This window comes from Cronobacter sp. EKM101R (genome assembly GCF_963888145.1).
GTDB lineage: Bacteria > Pseudomonadota > Gammaproteobacteria > Enterobacterales > Enterobacteriaceae > Cronobacter > Cronobacter turicensis.
In genome coordinates, this window is the sequence record NZ_CAWPHW010000001.1 from 234,044 (window position 1) to 249,714 (window position 15,671).

The following is a 15,671-nucleotide window of genomic DNA, read 5'->3' on the forward strand; positions in this document are numbered from 1 at the left end:
ATTAATCTCAATAAGTGGTAAGCACCGTTGCGTTCGCACGAGGTCATCATGCACATCACCTTACGCCAGCTGGAAGTGTTCGCCGAAGTGCTGAAAAGCGGCTCGACGACCCAGGCTTCACAGATGTTGTCCCTCTCTCAGTCTGCCGTCAGCGCGGCGCTCACCGATCTGGAAGGCCAGCTCGGGGTGCAACTGTTTGACCGCGTCGGCAAGCGGCTGGTCGTGAATGAACATGGGCGGCTGTTATATCCGCGCACCGTGGCGTTGCTGGAGCAGGCGGGCGAAATCGAACGGCTGTTTCGTAATGACAATGGCGCTATCCGCGTTTACGCCAGCAGCACCATCGGCAACTATATTCTGCCGGAGATCATCGCCCGCTACCGTCGCGACTTCCCGGATCTGCCGCTTGAGATGAGCGTCGGCAACAGCCTCGACGTGGTGCAGGCGGTGTGCGATTTCCGCGTGGATATCGGGCTTATCGAAGGGCCATGCCATATGGCGGAGATTGTGGCGCAGCCGTGGCTTGAGGATGAGCTGGTGGTGTTCGCTTCGCCCGCCAGCCCTTTGCTGGAAGGTGAGGTCACGCTGGAGCGGCTTGCCGCCATGCCGTGGATTTTGCGCGAAAAAGGCTCCGGTACGCGCGAAATTGTCGATTATCTGCTGCTGTCGCATTTGCCGCAGTTTCGTCTCAGCATGGAGCTTGGCAACTCAGAAGCCATTAAACATGCGGTGCGCCACGGGCTTGGCGTCAGCTGCCTGTCGCGTCGGGTCATTGCCGAACAGCTGGAAACCGGCTCGCTGGTGGAAGTAAAACTGCCGCTGCCGCCGCTGATACGTCGGCTTTATCGCATTCACCACCGTCAGAAACATCTCTCCAGCGCGCTGGCGCGTTTTCTGCGCTATTGCGAACTTTGATTTCGCGGAGCGCGTCACACGGCGCGCTCATCATCAGTTTTTTTCCTTCCGCCGCCCCGATTCGCTGCTTTACTTATAATCCTCGAGCGATCATGAAGCTCTCTTATAACCGCGTATTTCCACCAGGCGCTCTGCGGCAACTCTGCTACAATCGCGCCTCTTTTGATGGATGGGCATTATTTTTATATGGTTTCCGAATCTAAAACCACACAAGCGCCTGGGCTGCGTCGCGAACTGAAGGCGCGCCACCTGACCATGATCGCCATTGGCGGCTCCATCGGCACAGGGCTTTTTGTCGCTTCCGGAGCGACCATTTCTCAGGCGGGCCCTGGTGGCGCGCTGTTTTCCTATATTCTCATCGGTCTGATGGTCTACTTCCTGATGACGAGCCTTGGCGAGCTGGCTGCCTACATGCCGGTATCGGGCTCGTTTTCCACCTACGGCCAGAAATATGTCGAAGAAGGCTTCGGCTTCGCGCTCGGCTGGAACTACTGGTACAACTGGGCGGTGACCATCGCGGTTGATCTCGTGGCTTCGCAACTGGTCATGAGCTACTGGTTCCCGGACACGCCCGGCTGGATCTGGAGCGCGCTGTTCCTCGGCATTATGTTCCTGCTGAACGTGATTTCCGTGAAAGGCTTCGGCGAAGCGGAGTACTGGTTCTCGTTAATCAAAGTCGCCACCGTGATTATCTTTATCCTGGTGGGTATTGCGATGATCGTGGGTATTTTCAAAGGGTCAGAACCGGCGGGATGGAGCAACTGGAAAATTGGCGATGCGCCGTTCGCAGGCGGTTTCTCGGCGATGATTGGCGTGGCGATGATAGTCGGCTTCTCCTTCCAGGGCACCGAGCTTATCGGCATCGCGGCGGGCGAATCCGAGGAGCCGGAGAAAAACATTCCGCGCGCGGTGCGTCAGGTATTCTGGCGTATCCTGCTGTTCTATGTGTTCGCTATCCTGATTATCAGCCTGATTATCCCGTACACCGACCCGAGCCTGCTGCGCAACGATGTGAAAGATATTAGCGTCAGCCCGTTCACGCTGGTGTTCGAGCATGCCGGTCTGCTGGGTGCGGCGGCGATCATGAACGCGGTTATCCTGACGGCGGTGCTCTCGGCGGGTAACTCCGGGATGTATGCCTCCACCCGTATGCTCTATACGCTCGCCTGCGACGGCAAAGCGCCGCGCATTTTCTCGAAGCTGTCGAAAGGCGGCGTGCCGCGCAACGCGCTGTATGCGACCACCATTATCGCCGGTCTGTGCTTCCTGACCTCGATGTTCGGCAACCAGACGGTCTATCTGTGGCTGTTGAACACCTCCGGGATGACGGGCTTTATCGCCTGGCTTGGCATCGCCATCAGCCATTACCGTTTCCGTCGCGGCTATGTGCTGCAGGGCAACGATATCAACGATTTGCCGTATCGTTCCGGCTTCTTCCCGCTGGGCCCGATTTTCGCCTTCGTGCTGTGCCTGATTATTACGCTTGGCCAGAACTATCAGGCGTTCCTCGCGGATACCATTGACTGGGCCGCCGTCGCGGCGACCTATATCGGCATTCCGCTGTTCCTGATTATCTGGTTTGGCTACAAGCTGACGAAGGGCTCCCGTTTCGTGAGTTATCGCGATATGGAATTCCCTGAGCATCTGAAGAAATAAAGAGAAGGGCGCGTAAGGCGCCCTTTTTTAATGGGTGTTTTTTGATGACGGCGGGTGCGCTGCGCTTACCCGCCCTACAAAGGCGCAAGGTTGCGGTTGATGGCGGGTGCGCTTCGCTTACCCGCCCTACAAGGGCGCGAGGTTGCGGTTGACGGCGGGTGCGCTGCGCTTACCCGCCCTACAGTGGCGCGTGGTTACGGTTGACGGCGGGTGCGCTGCGCTTACATGCCCTGGGATGAAGGTGCGACAGATGTGTAGGGTGGGTAAGCGAAGCGCACCCACCACGTACCGTATTACAACCTTCGAATCACGCCCTGCTAACGCAAATGCTGCGCGTGAAAACGTAAATGCTCTTCAATAAACGTGGCGATAAAATAATAGCTGTGGTCGTAACCCGGCTGCATACGCAACGTTAACGGCCAGCCCGCCTCGCGCGCCGTTTCATCAAGCCGCTCCGGCTGGAGCTGTTCGCCGAAAAACGGATCGCTGTCGCCCTGATCGATAAGCGTCGGGATCGCGTTTTCCGCTGAAGCCTGCTCCATCAACGCGCAGCTATCCCACTGGCGCCACTGGCTCTCGTCATCTCCCAGGTATGCCGCGAACGCTTTTTTGCCCCACGGCACCTCAGTAGGGTTCACAATCGGCGCGAACGCCGACACCGAGCTAAAACGTCCCGGATTTTTCAGCGCCATGATAAGAGCCCCGTGGCCGCCCATCGAATGTCCGCTAATCGCCGCCTTCGGCGCCAGCGTAAAGTTCTCCGCCAGCACCTGCGGCAGTTCATTGCTCAGATAATCAAACATCCGGTAGTGCGCGGCCCACGGCGCCTCAGTGGCGTTCAGGTAAAAGCCCGCGCCTTTGCCGAGATCGTAACCGGCGTCATCCGCCGCCGCGTCGCCGCGCGGGCTGGTATCCGGCATCACCAGCGCCAGGCCAAGCTCAGCGGCCACCCGCTGCGCGCCTGCTTTGGTGGTGAAATTCTCATCGCTACAGGTCAGCCCGGACAGCCACCATACCACCGGCGGCGGGGTCTGCGCGTCGGGCGGGAGATAGATGCTGAAGGTCATCGGGCAGTTAAGCACGCGGGAGTCGTGACGCCAGCGCTGTTGTAAACCGCCAAAACAGCGGTGTTCTTCGAGCAGTTCCATAGAGGCTCCTTTTGTTCAAACCCGGATAGTGCAGTCTATACGCCAGGTGAGCAAGTTTCACTTCACCGGGCCGGGATCATAGCGCATCATATTGATAACTTTATTTTAACAAATGGGGGCGGCGTGGCGCTGCGTATTGCATTAACCGGCTTTCTGGCGCTGGTGGTGGCGATGGGGATCGGGCGGTTCGCGTTTACGCCGCAGGTGCCGCTCATGGTGGGCGAGGGCGAACTGACGCTCACCAGCGCGGGTCTTGTGGCCGCCGCCAACTATCTTGGCTATTTGCTCGGCGCCTGGGACGCCATGCACGCTCACCGCCATGTCGAATACCGGCTGCATATGGGCGTGTGGGGCGCGGTGCTGTTGACGCTGATTTCCGCGCTGGCGGACGGCCCGTGGTCGCATGGCGTGGTGCGCTTCGTGATTGGCTGCATGAGCGGCTGGGCGCTGGTGATGGCGGCGGGCTGGACCAACGAACAGCTTGCCCACCACGGCAGACCGGGCTTAAGCGCGGCGGTCTTCGCCGGTCCCGGCGTCGGCATCACCATCAGCGGCCTGCTGGCAGTCTGGATCCACGGCGCGGCGCTCAGCGCGGCGCAGGGCTGGGTTATCTACGGCACGCTGGCGTTCGCGCTGATTGCGCTTATCGCCCGTTATTTACCCCGCAAAGGCGAGCTGCACCGTGCGGATACGCCACCCGCGCCGCTGGAGCTCACGCCCGCGCTGAAAAGACTGGTCTGGAGCTACAGTCTGGCGGGCTACGGCTATATTCTGCCGGCCACGTTTTTATCGCAGATGGCGGCGGCGCGCTTTCCCGGCAGCCTGTTCGCGCAGTTTGTATGGCCGGTATTCGGCGCGGCGTCGGTCGCCGGGATCGCGCTCGGCATTCTCTGGCGCACGCGCGGTACGGCGTCGCAGCGGCTCGCCGTCGTGCTCTGGCTTCAGGGGCTCGGCGTGCTGGCGGCAGCGCTGCTGCCGGGGCTGTCCGGGCTGGTGGTCGGATCGCTTCTGGTCGGCGGCGGTTTTTTGTGCGCGGTGCAGCTCTCGTTGCAGTGTGGACGCGAGCTGGCGCCGCAGCATACCCGCTATCTCGCCGGGTTGCTCACCACCGGTTATGCGATAGGCCAGCTCGTCGGGCCGGTAACATCGGCGCTCTCCAGCCACTTTACCGGCCAGCTGGAGCCCGCATTATGGCTGGCGGGCGTGGCGCTCTTTATCGGCGGCGCGCTGGTCTTCCGGCGTGCCTGAAAGGCCGCGACGATTTCAACAATTTCGCCCCGGCCACTGGATTATGTGCGTTTGCTCACGCACAATGAGCCCACGCTCAGCCCCGGCCGGGCAGAGTCTGGTTACACCTGCAGGAGAAAATAACGATGCCATCACTCAGTAAAGAAGCGGCCCTGGTTCATGAAGCGCTGGTCGCGCGCGGTCTGGAGACGCCACTGCGTCCGCCGGTCAACGAACTGGATAACGAAACCCGCAAGCGCCTCATCGCGGGTCACATGACCGAAATCATGCAGCTGCTTAACCTGGATCTGAGCGATGACAGCCTGATGGAAACCCCGCATCGCATCGCGAAAATGTATGTGGATGAGATTTTCTCCGGCCTTGATTACGCCAATTTCCCGAAGATAACCGTCATTGAGAACAAAATGAAGGTGGATGAAATGGTCACGGTGCGCGATATCACCCTGACGAGCACCTGCGAACACCATTTTGTGATCATCGATGGTAAAGCGACCGTCGCGTATATCCCGAAAGACGCGGTGATCGGGCTTTCAAAAATCAACCGCATCGTGCAGTTCTTCGCCCAGCGTCCGCAGGTGCAGGAGCGACTGACGCAGCAGGTGCTGGTGGCGCTGCAAACGCTGCTTGGCACCAATAACGTGGCGGTATCGATAGACGCGGTGCACTACTGCGTGAAAGCGCGCGGTATTCGCGACGCCACCAGCGCGACCACGACCACCTCGCTCGGCGGGCTGTTTAAGTCCAGCCAGAACACGCGCCAGGAGTTTCTGCGCGCCGTGCGTCACCACAACGGCTAAGACGCAGGATGACGAGGAATATCACTCTCGACGCGGTACGCGGTCTGGCGATCCTCGGCATTCTTCTGCTCAACATTACCGCCTTTGGGCTCCCGAAGGCGGCTTATCTCAACCCCGCCTGGTACGGCGATATCACCTCCCGCGACGCCTGGACATGGGCGCTGCTCGATCTCTTCGCCCAGGTCAAATTCCTCACGCTGTTTGCGTTGCTGTTCGGCGCCGGTCTGCAAATGCTGTTGCCGCGTGGCAAACGCTGGATCCAGGCGCGCCTGACGCTGCTGGCGCTGCTCGGTTTCCTGCACGCGATTTTCATCTGGGATGGCGACATTCTGCTGGCTTACGGGCTGGTGGGGCTGGTCTGCTGGCGCATGGTGCGCGACGCCCAGAGCGTCAAATCGTTGTTTAAAACCGGCCTGGTGCTTTATCTCATCGGCATTGCGGTGCTGTTGCTGCTCGGCATGATGTCTGACGATCACATGAGCCGTTCCTGGACGCCGCAGGCGGCCGATCTGTTCTATGAGAAATTCTGGCGTCTGGAAGGGGGCATGGAGGCTGTGCGCAGCCGCCTCGATCTGCTCTCCTCCATGCTGCTGGCGCTCGGCGCGCAGTATGGCTGGCAGCTGGCGGGCATGATGCTTATCGGCGCGGCGCTGATGCGCAGCGGCTGGCTGCGCGGCGAATTCAGCCTGCGTCACTACCGGCGCACCGGGTTCGGGCTGGTGGCGCTGGGGATAGTCATCAATCTGCCGGCGATTATTGTTCAGTGGCGGCTTGGCTGGGACTACCGCTGGTGCGCGTTTCTTCTTCAGGCGCCGCGCGAGCTTGGCGCGCCGCTGCAGGCGCTCGGCTATACCGCGCTGGTTTTCGGCTACTGGCCGCGGCTGGGACGCCTTAAACTGATGGCCGCCGTGGCCTGCGTCGGGCGCATGGCGCTCACCAACTATCTGCTGCAAAGCCTTATCTGCACCACGCTGTTTAATCACTTCGGCCTGTTTATGAGGTTCGACCGGCTGTCGCTGCTGGCGTTTGTTCCGGCGGTCTGGGCCGTTAACCTCGCCTTCTCAGTGCTCTGGCTGCGTTATTTCCGCCAGGGGCCGCTGGAGTGGGTATGGCGCCGTCTGACGCGCCTTGCCGCAGGCGCACCGCAAACTGCATCATCCAGATAACGATCTGGATCACAATCGTTAACAAATCGTATGTAACCGTTTCCAGCGCTGTGATGCGCTTCACGCAGCGCGTGAGGGCGCACTGCCAGAATAGCCACCTGACTTAACACAGGGGGTTTCTGTGAGACGCATTTCAGCTCTTCAGGGTGGTCGCCATGATCACCATTCGTGACGTTGCCCGTCTGGCAGGGGTGTCTGTCGCGACGGTCTCCCGCGTTCTCAATAACAGCGCGTTGGTCAGCCCGGAAACGCGCGAAACTGTCATGCAGGCGGTCACGCAACTGGGTTACCGCCCGAACGCGAACGCCCAGGCGCTGGCGACCCAGGTCAGCGACACGATAGGCGTCGTCGTGATGGACGTTTCCGATCCGTTCTTCGGCGCGCTGGTGAAAGCCGTTGACGTGGTGGCGCAGCAGCACGGCAAATATGTGCTTATCGGCAACAGCTATCACGAGGCAGAAAAAGAGCGTCACGCCATTGAAGTGCTGATCCGCCAGCGCTGCAGCGCGCTTATCGTGCATGCCAAATCGCTCAGCGACGACGAGCTTTCAACCTTCCTCGAACAGGTGCCGGGCATGGTGCTGATTAACCGCATCGTGCCGGGTTACGCGCATCGCTGCGTCGGTCTTGATAACGTCACCGGCGCGATGATGGCGACGCGGATGCTGCAAAGCAGCGGACATCAGCGCATCGGCTATCTCGCCTCCAGTCACCACATTGATGATAACGACAAACGTCGCGAAGGGTGGCAGCGGGCGCTGTCCGATGAGGGCATTCAGCCGCCCGAAAGCTGGGTGGGTACCGGCAGTCCGGACATGCAGGGCGGGGAGGCGGCGATGGTGGAGTTGCTGGGCCGTAACCTGCATCTTACCGCCGTGTTTGCGTATAACGACAGCATGGCGGCGGGCGCGCTGACGGCGCTGAAAGATAACGGCATTCTGGTGCCGCAGCATCTGTCAGTCATTGGTTTCGATGATATTCCGATTGCCCGTTATACCGACCCGCAACTGACGACCGTGCGTTATCCGGTGGTATCAATGGCGCGTCTCGCTACCGAACTGGCGTTACAGGGCGCCGCAGGGGAGCTGGATCCGGCGTCAACCCACTGTTTTATGCCGACGCTGGTGCGTCGTCATTCTGTGGCGGCGCGGCAAAATGTGGCCCCGATCACTAGTTTATAAACGAGGGTGATGTAACCGCTTTCAATCTGTGAGTAAATTCACAGTATATTAACATTGCGCTGACTATGATGACGGCGTCTCATGGGCCTGAAACTTTATGTAACGGCGATTTAACACTGACGTTATCTGCCGCCCCTGAACGATAAAAAAGCGTTACTGGAAGTCTTACCGAGCATGGAAGCGTTATTTATTAGTGAACTTCGGCATTCAGTAAGGCTTTTATCCTTACCGTCCTGCCGCCCGTTTTTCACGATTGCTACCCTGCATAAAAACCGGAGATACCATGAATAAGAAGGTGTTGACCCTCTCTGCCGTTATGTCCTGCATGCTCTTTGGCACCGCGGCTCAGGCAGCTGACCGTATTGGCGTAACCATTTATAAATATGACGACAACTTCATGTCCGTCGTACGTAAAGCCATTGAAAAAGACGCGTCTGCGGCGCCTGACGTTCAGCTGCTGATGAATGACTCCCAGAACGACCAGTCCAAGCAGAACGACCAGATTGACGTGCTGCTGGCGAAAGGCGTCAAATCTCTGGCGATCAACCTGGTTGACCCGGCTGCCGCAGGCACCGTGATTGAAAAAGCGCGCGGTCAGAACATCCCTATCGTGTTCTTCAACAAAGAGCCGTCCCGCAAAGCGCTGGACAGCTATGACAAAGCTTATTACGTGGGCACCGACTCTAAAGAATCCGGCATTATCCAGGGCGATCTGATTGCCAAGCACTGGAAAGCCAACGCGGGCTGGGACCTGAACAAAGACGGTCAGATCCAGTACGTGCTGCTGAAAGGCGAGCCGGGTCACCCGGATGCTGAAGCGCGCACCACTTACGTTATCAAAGAGCTGAACGACAAGGGCATCAAAACCCAGCAGTTGCAGCTGGATACCGCGATGTGGGACACCGCTCAGGCGAAAGATAAAATGGACGCCTGGCTCTCTGGTCCGAACGCTAACAAAATCGAAGTGGTTATCGCCAACAACGACGCCATGGCGATGGGTGCGGTAGAAGCGCTTAAAGCGCACAACAAATCTTCCGTTCCGGTCTTCGGCGTGGATGCGTTGCCTGAAGCGCTGGCGCTGGTGAAATCTGGCGCGCTGGCCGGTACCGTGCTGAACGATGCCAACAACCAGGCGAAAGCGACCTTTGACCTTGCCAAAAACCTGGCGGCAGGCAAAGGCGCGGCAGATGGCACTGACTGGAAAATTGAAAACAAAGTGGTGCGTATTCCTTACGTCGGCGTTGATAAAGACAACCTGGCGGAAATCACCAGCAAAAAATAATTGCCAAGTTTTTACGGGGCGCATTTTGCGCCCCCTTTAGCGTGCCATGCTCAGACAACACTCTCGCAGCCAGGTATAAATATGGTCAGCAATAATACGCAGTCGTCAGGCGAATACTTGTTGGAAATGACGAATATCAACAAGAGTTTCCCGGGCGTTAAGGCACTCGATAACGTTAATTTAAAAGTTCGTCCCCATTCTATTCATGCTCTGATGGGTGAGAATGGCGCGGGCAAATCAACGTTATTAAAATGTCTTTTCGGGATCTATCAAAAAGATTCCGGCAGTATTCTTTTCCAGGGGAAAGAAATCGATTTCCATTCTGCCAAAGAGGCGCTTGAGAATGGAATATCAATGGTGCATCAGGAATTAAACCTGGTATTACAACGTTCCGTCATGGACAACATGTGGCTTGGCCGTTACCCGACCAAAGGCATGTTTGTAGACCAGGAAAAAATGTATCTTGATACCAAAGCGATTTTCGACGAGCTCGATATTGATATCGATCCTAAAGCTCGCGTGGGTACGCTTTCCGTATCGCAGATGCAGATGATTGAAATCGCCAAAGCGTTCTCCTATGACGCCAAAATCGTCATCATGGATGAACCGACGTCTTCTCTGACCGAGAAAGAGGTCAATCACCTCTTTAAGATTATCCGTAAGCTGAAAGATCGCGGCTGCGGTATCGTTTATATTTCCCACAAAATGGAAGAGATCTTCCAGCTGTGCGATGAAATCACTATCCTGCGCGACGGCCAGTGGATCGCCACCCAGCCCCTCGACGGCCTGGACATGGATAAAATCATCGCCATGATGGTGGGGCGCTCGCTCAACCAGCGCTTCCCGGATCGTGAAAACCAACCGGGTGAAGTGATTCTTGAAGTGCGCAACCTGACCTCGCTGCGCCAGCCGTCGATTCGCGATGTCTCCTTTGATCTGCATAAAGGCGAGATTCTCGGGATTGCGGGCCTGGTAGGCGCGAAACGCACCGATATTGTGGAAACCTTATTTGGTATTCGCGAGAAATCCGGCGGAACCATTAGTCTGCACGGCAAAAAGATCAATAACCACAGCGCGAATGAAGCCATTAATAACGGCTTTGCGCTGGTGACCGAGGAGCGCCGCTCAACGGGGATCTACGCTTATCTGGATATCGGCTTCAACTCCCTGATTTCCAATATTCGCAACTATAAGAGCAAAATCGGCTTGCTGGATAATTCCCGCATGAAAAGCGATACCCAGTGGGTGATTGACTCAATGCGTGTTAAAACGCCGGGTCATCGCACGCAAATTGGTTCGCTTTCCGGCGGTAACCAGCAAAAAGTCATTATTGGGCGCTGGCTGCTTACCCAGCCGGAAATATTAATGCTCGATGAGCCGACGCGCGGTATCGACGTAGGCGCGAAATTCGAAATCTACCAGCTTATTGCTGAACTGGCGAAAAAGGGCAAGGGGATCATTATTATCTCCTCAGAAATGCCTGAGCTGTTAGGGATAACTGACCGTATTCTGGTAATGAGCAATGGCCTCGTCTCCGGAATTGTTGACACCAAAACGACGACGCAAAATGAAATTCTGCGTCTTGCGTCTTTGCACCTTTAATATCAGGGGCTCCTCATGAGTGCGTTAAATAAGAAGAGTTTTCTCACTTATCTGAAAGAGGGCGGTATTTACGTCGTCCTTTTAGTGTTGCTGGCCATTATTATTTTCCAGGATCCAACGTTTTTAAGCCTGCTGAACTTAAGTAATATTCTGACCCAGTCATCGGTGCGTATTATTATCGCGCTCGGCGTGGCGGGGCTGATTGTCACCCAGGGGACCGACCTTTCCGCTGGGCGCCAGGTGGGTCTGGCGGCGGTGGTGGCAGCGACGCTGCTGCAGTCAATGGAAAATGCCAACAAGGTGTTCCCGGAAATGGCGACCATGCCGATTCCGTTGGTGATCCTGATTGTCTGCGCCATCGGCGCTGTGATAGGACTTGTGAACGGCGTTATTATCGCGTACCTCAACGTGACGCCGTTTATTACCACCCTTGGCACGATGATCATCGTTTACGGTATTAACTCGCTGTATTACGACTTCGTGGGCGCGTCGCCGATTTCAGGTTTCGATTCCGGCTTCTCGACCTTTACGCAGGGCTTTGTGGCGCTCGGTAGTTTCAGGCTCTCCTACATTACGTTCTACGCGTTGATCGCCGTCGCGTTCGTCTGGATCCTGTGGAACAAAACCCGCTTCGGTAAAAACATTTTCGCTATCGGCGGCAACCCGGAAGCGGCGAAAGTCTCCGGCGTGAACGTGGCGCTGAACCTGCTGATGATTTATGCGCTCTCCGGCGTGTTCTACGCCTTCGGCGGGATGCTGGAAGCGGGCCGTATCGGCTCTGCCACCAACAACCTGGGCTTTATGTATGAGCTCGACGCCATCGCGGCATGCGTGGTGGGCGGCGTTTCCTTCAGCGGCGGCGTGGGTACGGTGCTTGGCGTGGTGACCGGTGTGATTATCTTTACCGTCATTAACTACGGCCTGACGTATATCGGTATTAACCCGTACTGGCAGTACATCATCAAGGGCGGGATTATTATTTTCGCGGTAGCGCTGGATTCCCTGAAATACGCGCGTAAAAAATAAGCGTCGTTACACCGAAAAAGCCTCCGCCTGCGGGGGCTTTTTTTATGGGGCGGGGGAAAGGGGGAACGGCGGGTGCGCTTCGCTTACCCGCCCTACAGACCATATGCCGCTGATGGGGATGGTTTTGCTCCGGCTTAAAAAAATCGGCCTCGCCGTTTCGCCGCAGGATGGGGCGCACCGGATGGACCCGGTGCGAGGGCATGACAATACAGGGAGGTATTGTCATGCCCGACCCGTAGCCGGAGGGAATAAGGCGAGGCTTCCCCGCAGGGGCGATTTTATGCCGGGAGCCGGGATTGCAAAGGGGGCGGCGGCGAGCCCCCTTTGCACGTTCGCGTGAGGGAAGCGCTTATATCAGGATGACATTATGGCGAACGGAACGCGTTCACTGACCTGGTATATCCCAGTATTTGTAGGGCGGGTAAGCGTAGCGCACCCGCCATGTGGCGCCCACCATGCCGCCGCGTTTACTTCTTCTTCTGCAATTCCAGCATCTGCTCGGGCGTCACGGCAGGGTAACCCTGCGCGTCGTCAGGCACTTCGCTAAGGGCCGGGATCGGCACCAGCGGGCCGAGAAAACGCGGCTCGCGCTTAAAGATATAGAGATCCGCCAGCGCGCCTAACCGCGCGCCAAATTCGCGTACGCGCACCGACAGCATATTTTTCGGCGACGGCACGGCATAACACTGCGCCTGGATGCCCATATGCAGCGCGATAAACAGCGCGCGCTCGCAATGGAAACGCTGGGTAATAATGATGAAATCGTTGGTATCAAACACCCGACGGGTGCGAACGATAGAATCGAGCGTGCGGAAACCCGCGTAATCCAGCACGATATCCGCTGGATCGACGCCTGCCGCTATCAAATCCTTGCGCATCGTCATCGGCTCGTTATAGCTCTGCTGGGCATTATCGCCGCTCAGCAACAGGTAATTCACCTTGCCGCTGTTATAGGCATTCAGCGCGCCCTGAATGCGGTAGCGGTAATACTGATTAATGACGCCGGTGCGATAATATTTGGCGGTGCCGAGCACCACGCCCACCTGCCGCCACGGCAAATCCTGTAGCTCGTCATAGACGTAAGGCGCGGTTTTCCAGCTGATCCAGCGGTCGAGCAGCAGCGCTGTTAACAGCAGTACGCCAATCAGGGCCAGCAGGCTGTATAACAAACGCTTTAACATTCAGGCAGCTCGAAGCAAAAAGGAAAGAGATTCAAGGCTACTTTACCCGTCGGGCAAGAGCAAGAATCGAACGTCCGGTTGAAGCATTTTTCGTCACAGCGGGCAGGGCGCCCGCTGTGATGTTTCAGGCGAGCGTAACCTGCTCAAGGCTGGTAAAGCCCAGCGCGTTCAGGGTCGCGGCGGTGGCATCGCGCTGAACGATGGTCGCATCGTTCAGTTCGGCAAGCGCGACGCGTTTGATATCCGTCCACGCGTAGCCGTTCAGGCTCAGCAGGTTCAGCGCAGCCTGTAACGGCGGCAGCGAAGGGTTAAACGCCGCGTTTTCGGCATAGCTGCCGGTAAAGACCGCGCCGTCCCGGGTTTCAATCGCGAGCCCGGAAGGCGACTGGCTGTAAGGCGCATGGCTGCGGTTAGCCGCGGCGATCGCCGCCTGAGCCAGCGCGTCGCCCTCAGGCGCATAGCCATGGTTTTCGGTATCAAAAATCAGCGTCTTGATATCAAGATCGCGCGGGCCGAAGGCGTCCGGCAGGTAATCGCCAAGCTGTGAAGGCGCGCGCCCCGGCAGATTAATGCGAAGGGTAAGCCCGCTGTTCAGCTCATTCATAAACTGGCGGCAGTGGCCACACGGCGTGTAGTTAACGGTAATAGCCGCAAGGCCGGTTTCGCCGCGCATCCAGGCATGGGTAATGGCGCTCTGCTCGGCGTGGACGGTCTGCTGCATCGCCGCGCCGCGGAACTCCATGTTGGCGCCAAAATAGAGACTGCCGCTCAGGCCGCGGGCCACAGCGCCCACATTAAAATGAGAAATCTCCGTCTGCGCGCAGGCTGCGGCTAAAGGCAGCAGCGCGAAGGCCAGCGCGTCATCATCCAGACCGCTCTGGCGGCGAATGTCAGCGACCTGTTCAGCGTTCAGCATCGCCGGGAAATGAATATCGGCAATCAGCGGCGCCAGCGCGGCTTGCAGCGCCGCCGGCAGCTGTGCGAAGGCAGTTTCAAAACGTGGGTGCATGGCAAAGCCTCAAAAGAAATAACCGGAACCGTAGTTTACGGCGCTCCCGAGGCTTTATATGTGATTTAACTCTCACTGGCTATGCAACAAATGAAATTTAAAATGAAAATGCGCGACGTATCGCATGTTTTAGCGCCATATCGCCAGAATAAGCGGGAACAAAAAGGGCGCCAGGAGCGAGGTGATAATGCCGCAGATCACCAGCGCCAGCGAACTGAACGCGCCTTCCTGGTAATCCAGCTCCGCGCAGCGCGCCGTACCCAGGGCGTGCGAGGCGGTGCCCATCGCGAGCCCGCGTGCGGATTTGGTTTTTATCCGCATCACATTCAGCACGGCATGGCCGAACACCGCGCCGAGAATACCCACGAAAATCACGCAAACGGCGCTGATGGCGGGAATGCCGCCGAGGCTTCCGCCCACGGCCATCGCAATCGGGGTGGTTACGGATTTCGGCAGCACCGATGCCGCGATCTCCGGGCTGGCGCCCATTAACAGCGCAACAGAAGTGCCGGTGACCATTGCCACCACGCTCCCGGCGAAACAAATCGTGATAATCGATTTCCAGCGCGCGCGGATCTGGTGCAGCTGTTCATACAGCGGGAACGCCAGTGCCACCACGGCGGGTTGCAGTAAATCATTCAGAATGCGGCTGCCCTGAAAATAGCGCTCATAAGGAATATGGGTCAGCATCAGAAAAGGGATCAACACCACCATGCAGACCAGCAGCGGATTGAGCAACGGGCTTTTGAGACGCGCGGCGAGCTTACGGGCGGCGAAAAACACCAGCAGCGTCAGCGGCAGCGACCACCAGATATTCTGGATCATTTCTCACGACTCCTTTCCTGGCCTACCACTTTGCGCTCGCCGTGCGCCAGATGCGCGCTCCAGCTCACCACCATAAACACCACCAGCGTACTGATAAAGCAGGAGACCACCACCGGGCCGAACTGCGCCTGCAGCACGTCGAAATATTGCATCACGCCAATACCCACCGGCACAAACAGCAGCGCCATATAGCGGATCAGCAGATTGCAGGCGGGCTGAACCCACTTTGCAGGCAGGATCTGAAAGGCGAGCAGCACAAAAAGAATCAGCATGCCGATGATGCTGCCGGGGATGGTAATCGGCAGCAGCGCGGCAATCGCGATACCTGCATAGAGGCAGGCGTAAATCAAAATAAACGCGCGTACCAGTTGCCAGAGAGAAGTCAGCATTGTGCTCATAGGAGGTCACCTTTAAACCGAACGCATTCATCATACAATTAAAATGAAAACTGTGCTACCGATCACAGGAGCCAGCCCAGCATACCTAAACTTTCGAGTCGCCGCTCAGGTTCGCGGTAAGCCTTTCGGGGCCGCATAAATTTTTTGGGCGGCGTTACGCAAACCGCTAATGATTCGCTTGAAGCTATAGATTACAATCTATAAAACGCTCCTTGCCGTTCACGGTAGTCGCTAACG

Annotated in this window: 14 protein-coding genes; 9 read left to right on the forward strand and 5 right to left on the reverse strand. The window is 57.5% G+C overall.

The features are described 5' to 3' along the window. Positions 1 to 48 precede the first annotated feature (48 nt). Both yieE and AACV31_RS01175 read left to right on the forward strand, forming a co-directional pair. Positions 49 to 915: a DNA-binding transcriptional regulator YeiE gene (yieE, locus tag AACV31_RS01170; protein ID WP_041923745.1), complete on the forward strand. Its 867-nt coding sequence runs from the start codon at positions 49 to 51 to the stop codon at positions 913 to 915. Between the two features lie 186 nt (positions 916 to 1,101). Further along, positions 1,102 to 2,571 (forward strand): amino acid permease, encoded by a 1,470-nt coding sequence (locus AACV31_RS01175; protein ID WP_032807421.1) that lies wholly within the window; start codon positions 1,102 to 1,104, stop codon positions 2,569 to 2,571. Between the two features lie 317 nt (positions 2,572 to 2,888). Here the strand turns inward: AACV31_RS01175 and fghA are convergent, their stop codons facing one another. Then, positions 2,889 to 3,719, reverse strand: a complete 831-nt coding sequence (gene fghA / locus AACV31_RS01180; protein WP_165154754.1) for an S-formylglutathione hydrolase — start codon at positions 3,717 to 3,719, stop codon at positions 2,889 to 2,891. 123 nt (positions 3,720 to 3,842) lie between these two features. On the opposite strand from fghA, the gene AACV31_RS01185 reads away from it, so the two are divergent. The 7 genes from AACV31_RS01185 (at position 3,843) to mglC (ending at position 12,021) form a co-directional block, all read left to right on the forward strand. Continuing rightward, positions 3,843 to 4,967 (forward strand): YbfB/YjiJ family MFS transporter, encoded by a 1,125-nt coding sequence (locus tag AACV31_RS01185; protein ID WP_165154752.1) that lies wholly within the window; start codon positions 3,843 to 3,845, stop codon positions 4,965 to 4,967. 125 nt (positions 4,968 to 5,092) lie between these two features. Further along, complete coding sequence (gene folE, locus AACV31_RS01190; protein WP_007762579.1) at positions 5,093 to 5,764, forward strand: GTP cyclohydrolase I FolE; 672 nt, start codon at positions 5,093 to 5,095, stop codon at positions 5,762 to 5,764. A gap of 8 nt (positions 5,765 to 5,772) precedes the next feature. Beyond that, entirely contained in the window at positions 5,773 to 6,930 is a 1,158-nt protein-coding gene (yeiB, locus tag AACV31_RS01195) for a DUF418 domain-containing protein YeiB (RefSeq protein WP_165154750.1), read from the forward strand. A gap of 155 nt (positions 6,931 to 7,085) precedes the next feature. Then, positions 7,086 to 8,111 carry an HTH-type transcriptional regulator GalS gene (gene galS / locus AACV31_RS01200; protein WP_075197665.1) on the forward strand — a complete coding sequence of 342 codons (1,026 nt, stop codon included), beginning with the start codon at positions 7,086 to 7,088 and terminating at the stop codon, positions 8,109 to 8,111. Between the two features lie 283 nt (positions 8,112 to 8,394). Then, positions 8,395 to 9,393 carry a galactose/glucose ABC transporter substrate-binding protein MglB gene (gene mglB, locus AACV31_RS01205; protein WP_007762574.1) on the forward strand — a complete coding sequence of 333 codons (999 nt, stop codon included), beginning with the start codon at positions 8,395 to 8,397 and terminating at the stop codon, positions 9,391 to 9,393. A gap of 81 nt (positions 9,394 to 9,474) precedes the next feature. Continuing rightward, positions 9,475 to 10,995, forward strand: a complete 1,521-nt coding sequence (mglA, locus tag AACV31_RS01210; RefSeq protein ID WP_007762571.1) for a galactose/methyl galactoside ABC transporter ATP-binding protein MglA — start codon at positions 9,475 to 9,477, stop codon at positions 10,993 to 10,995. Between the two features lie 15 nt (positions 10,996 to 11,010). Then, positions 11,011 to 12,021: a galactose/methyl galactoside ABC transporter permease MglC gene (gene mglC, locus AACV31_RS01215; protein WP_007762569.1), complete on the forward strand. Its 1,011-nt coding sequence runs from the start codon at positions 11,011 to 11,013 to the stop codon at positions 12,019 to 12,021. Positions 12,022 to 12,488: 467 nt separating this feature from the next. Here mglC and sanA read toward each other — a convergent pair whose 3' ends face one another. The 4 genes from sanA to AACV31_RS01235 form a co-directional block, all read right to left on the reverse strand. Continuing rightward, positions 12,489 to 13,202 carry an outer membrane permeability protein SanA gene (gene sanA, locus AACV31_RS01220; protein WP_004387784.1) on the reverse strand — a complete coding sequence of 238 codons (714 nt, stop codon included), beginning with the start codon at positions 13,200 to 13,202 and terminating at the stop codon, positions 12,489 to 12,491. A 124-nt stretch (positions 13,203 to 13,326) separates the two neighbouring features. Next, entirely contained in the window at positions 13,327 to 14,211 is an 885-nt protein-coding gene (cdd, locus tag AACV31_RS01225; protein ID WP_105539155.1) for a cytidine deaminase, read from the reverse strand. 129 nt (positions 14,212 to 14,340) lie between these two features. Next, complete coding sequence (locus tag AACV31_RS01230) at positions 14,341 to 15,036, reverse strand: CidB/LrgB family autolysis modulator (protein WP_075197667.1); 696 nt, start codon at positions 15,034 to 15,036, stop codon at positions 14,341 to 14,343. Further along, complete coding sequence (locus tag AACV31_RS01235) at positions 15,033 to 15,434, reverse strand: CidA/LrgA family protein (protein ID WP_007699662.1); 402 nt, start codon at positions 15,432 to 15,434, stop codon at positions 15,033 to 15,035. The genes AACV31_RS01230 and AACV31_RS01235 overlap by 4 nt, the downstream gene beginning before the upstream one ends. Positions 15,435 to 15,671 lie beyond the last annotated feature (237 nt).

Excerpts from the sequence above, each read along its gene's own strand:
- yieE (WP_041923745.1), top strand. The coding sequence starts at position 49 with ATGCACATCACCTTACGCCAGCTGGAAGTGTTCGCCGAAGTGCTGAAA.
- AACV31_RS01175 (WP_032807421.1), top strand. The coding sequence starts at position 1,102 with ATGGTTTCCGAATCTAAAACCACACAAGCGCCTGGGCTGCGTCGCGAA.
- fghA (WP_165154754.1), bottom strand. The coding sequence starts at position 3,719 with ATGGAACTGCTCGAAGAACACCGCTGTTTTGGCGGTTTACAACAGCGC.
- folE (WP_007762579.1), top strand. The coding sequence starts at position 5,093 with ATGCCATCACTCAGTAAAGAAGCGGCCCTGGTTCATGAAGCGCTGGTC.
- yeiB (WP_165154750.1), top strand. The coding sequence starts at position 5,773 with ATGACGAGGAATATCACTCTCGACGCGGTACGCGGTCTGGCGATCCTC.
- galS (WP_075197665.1), top strand. The coding sequence starts at position 7,086 with ATGATCACCATTCGTGACGTTGCCCGTCTGGCAGGGGTGTCTGTCGCG.
- mglB (WP_007762574.1), top strand. The coding sequence starts at position 8,395 with ATGAATAAGAAGGTGTTGACCCTCTCTGCCGTTATGTCCTGCATGCTC.
- mglA (WP_007762571.1), top strand. The coding sequence starts at position 9,475 with ATGGTCAGCAATAATACGCAGTCGTCAGGCGAATACTTGTTGGAAATG.
- mglC (WP_007762569.1), top strand. The coding sequence starts at position 11,011 with ATGAGTGCGTTAAATAAGAAGAGTTTTCTCACTTATCTGAAAGAGGGC.
- sanA (WP_004387784.1), bottom strand. The coding sequence starts at position 13,202 with ATGTTAAAGCGTTTGTTATACAGCCTGCTGGCCCTGATTGGCGTACTG.
- cdd (WP_105539155.1), bottom strand. The coding sequence starts at position 14,211 with ATGCACCCACGTTTTGAAACTGCCTTCGCACAGCTGCCGGCGGCGCTG.
- AACV31_RS01230 (WP_075197667.1), bottom strand. The coding sequence starts at position 15,036 with ATGATCCAGAATATCTGGTGGTCGCTGCCGCTGACGCTGCTGGTGTTT.
- AACV31_RS01235 (WP_007699662.1), bottom strand. The coding sequence starts at position 15,434 with ATGAGCACAATGCTGACTTCTCTCTGGCAACTGGTACGCGCGTTTATT.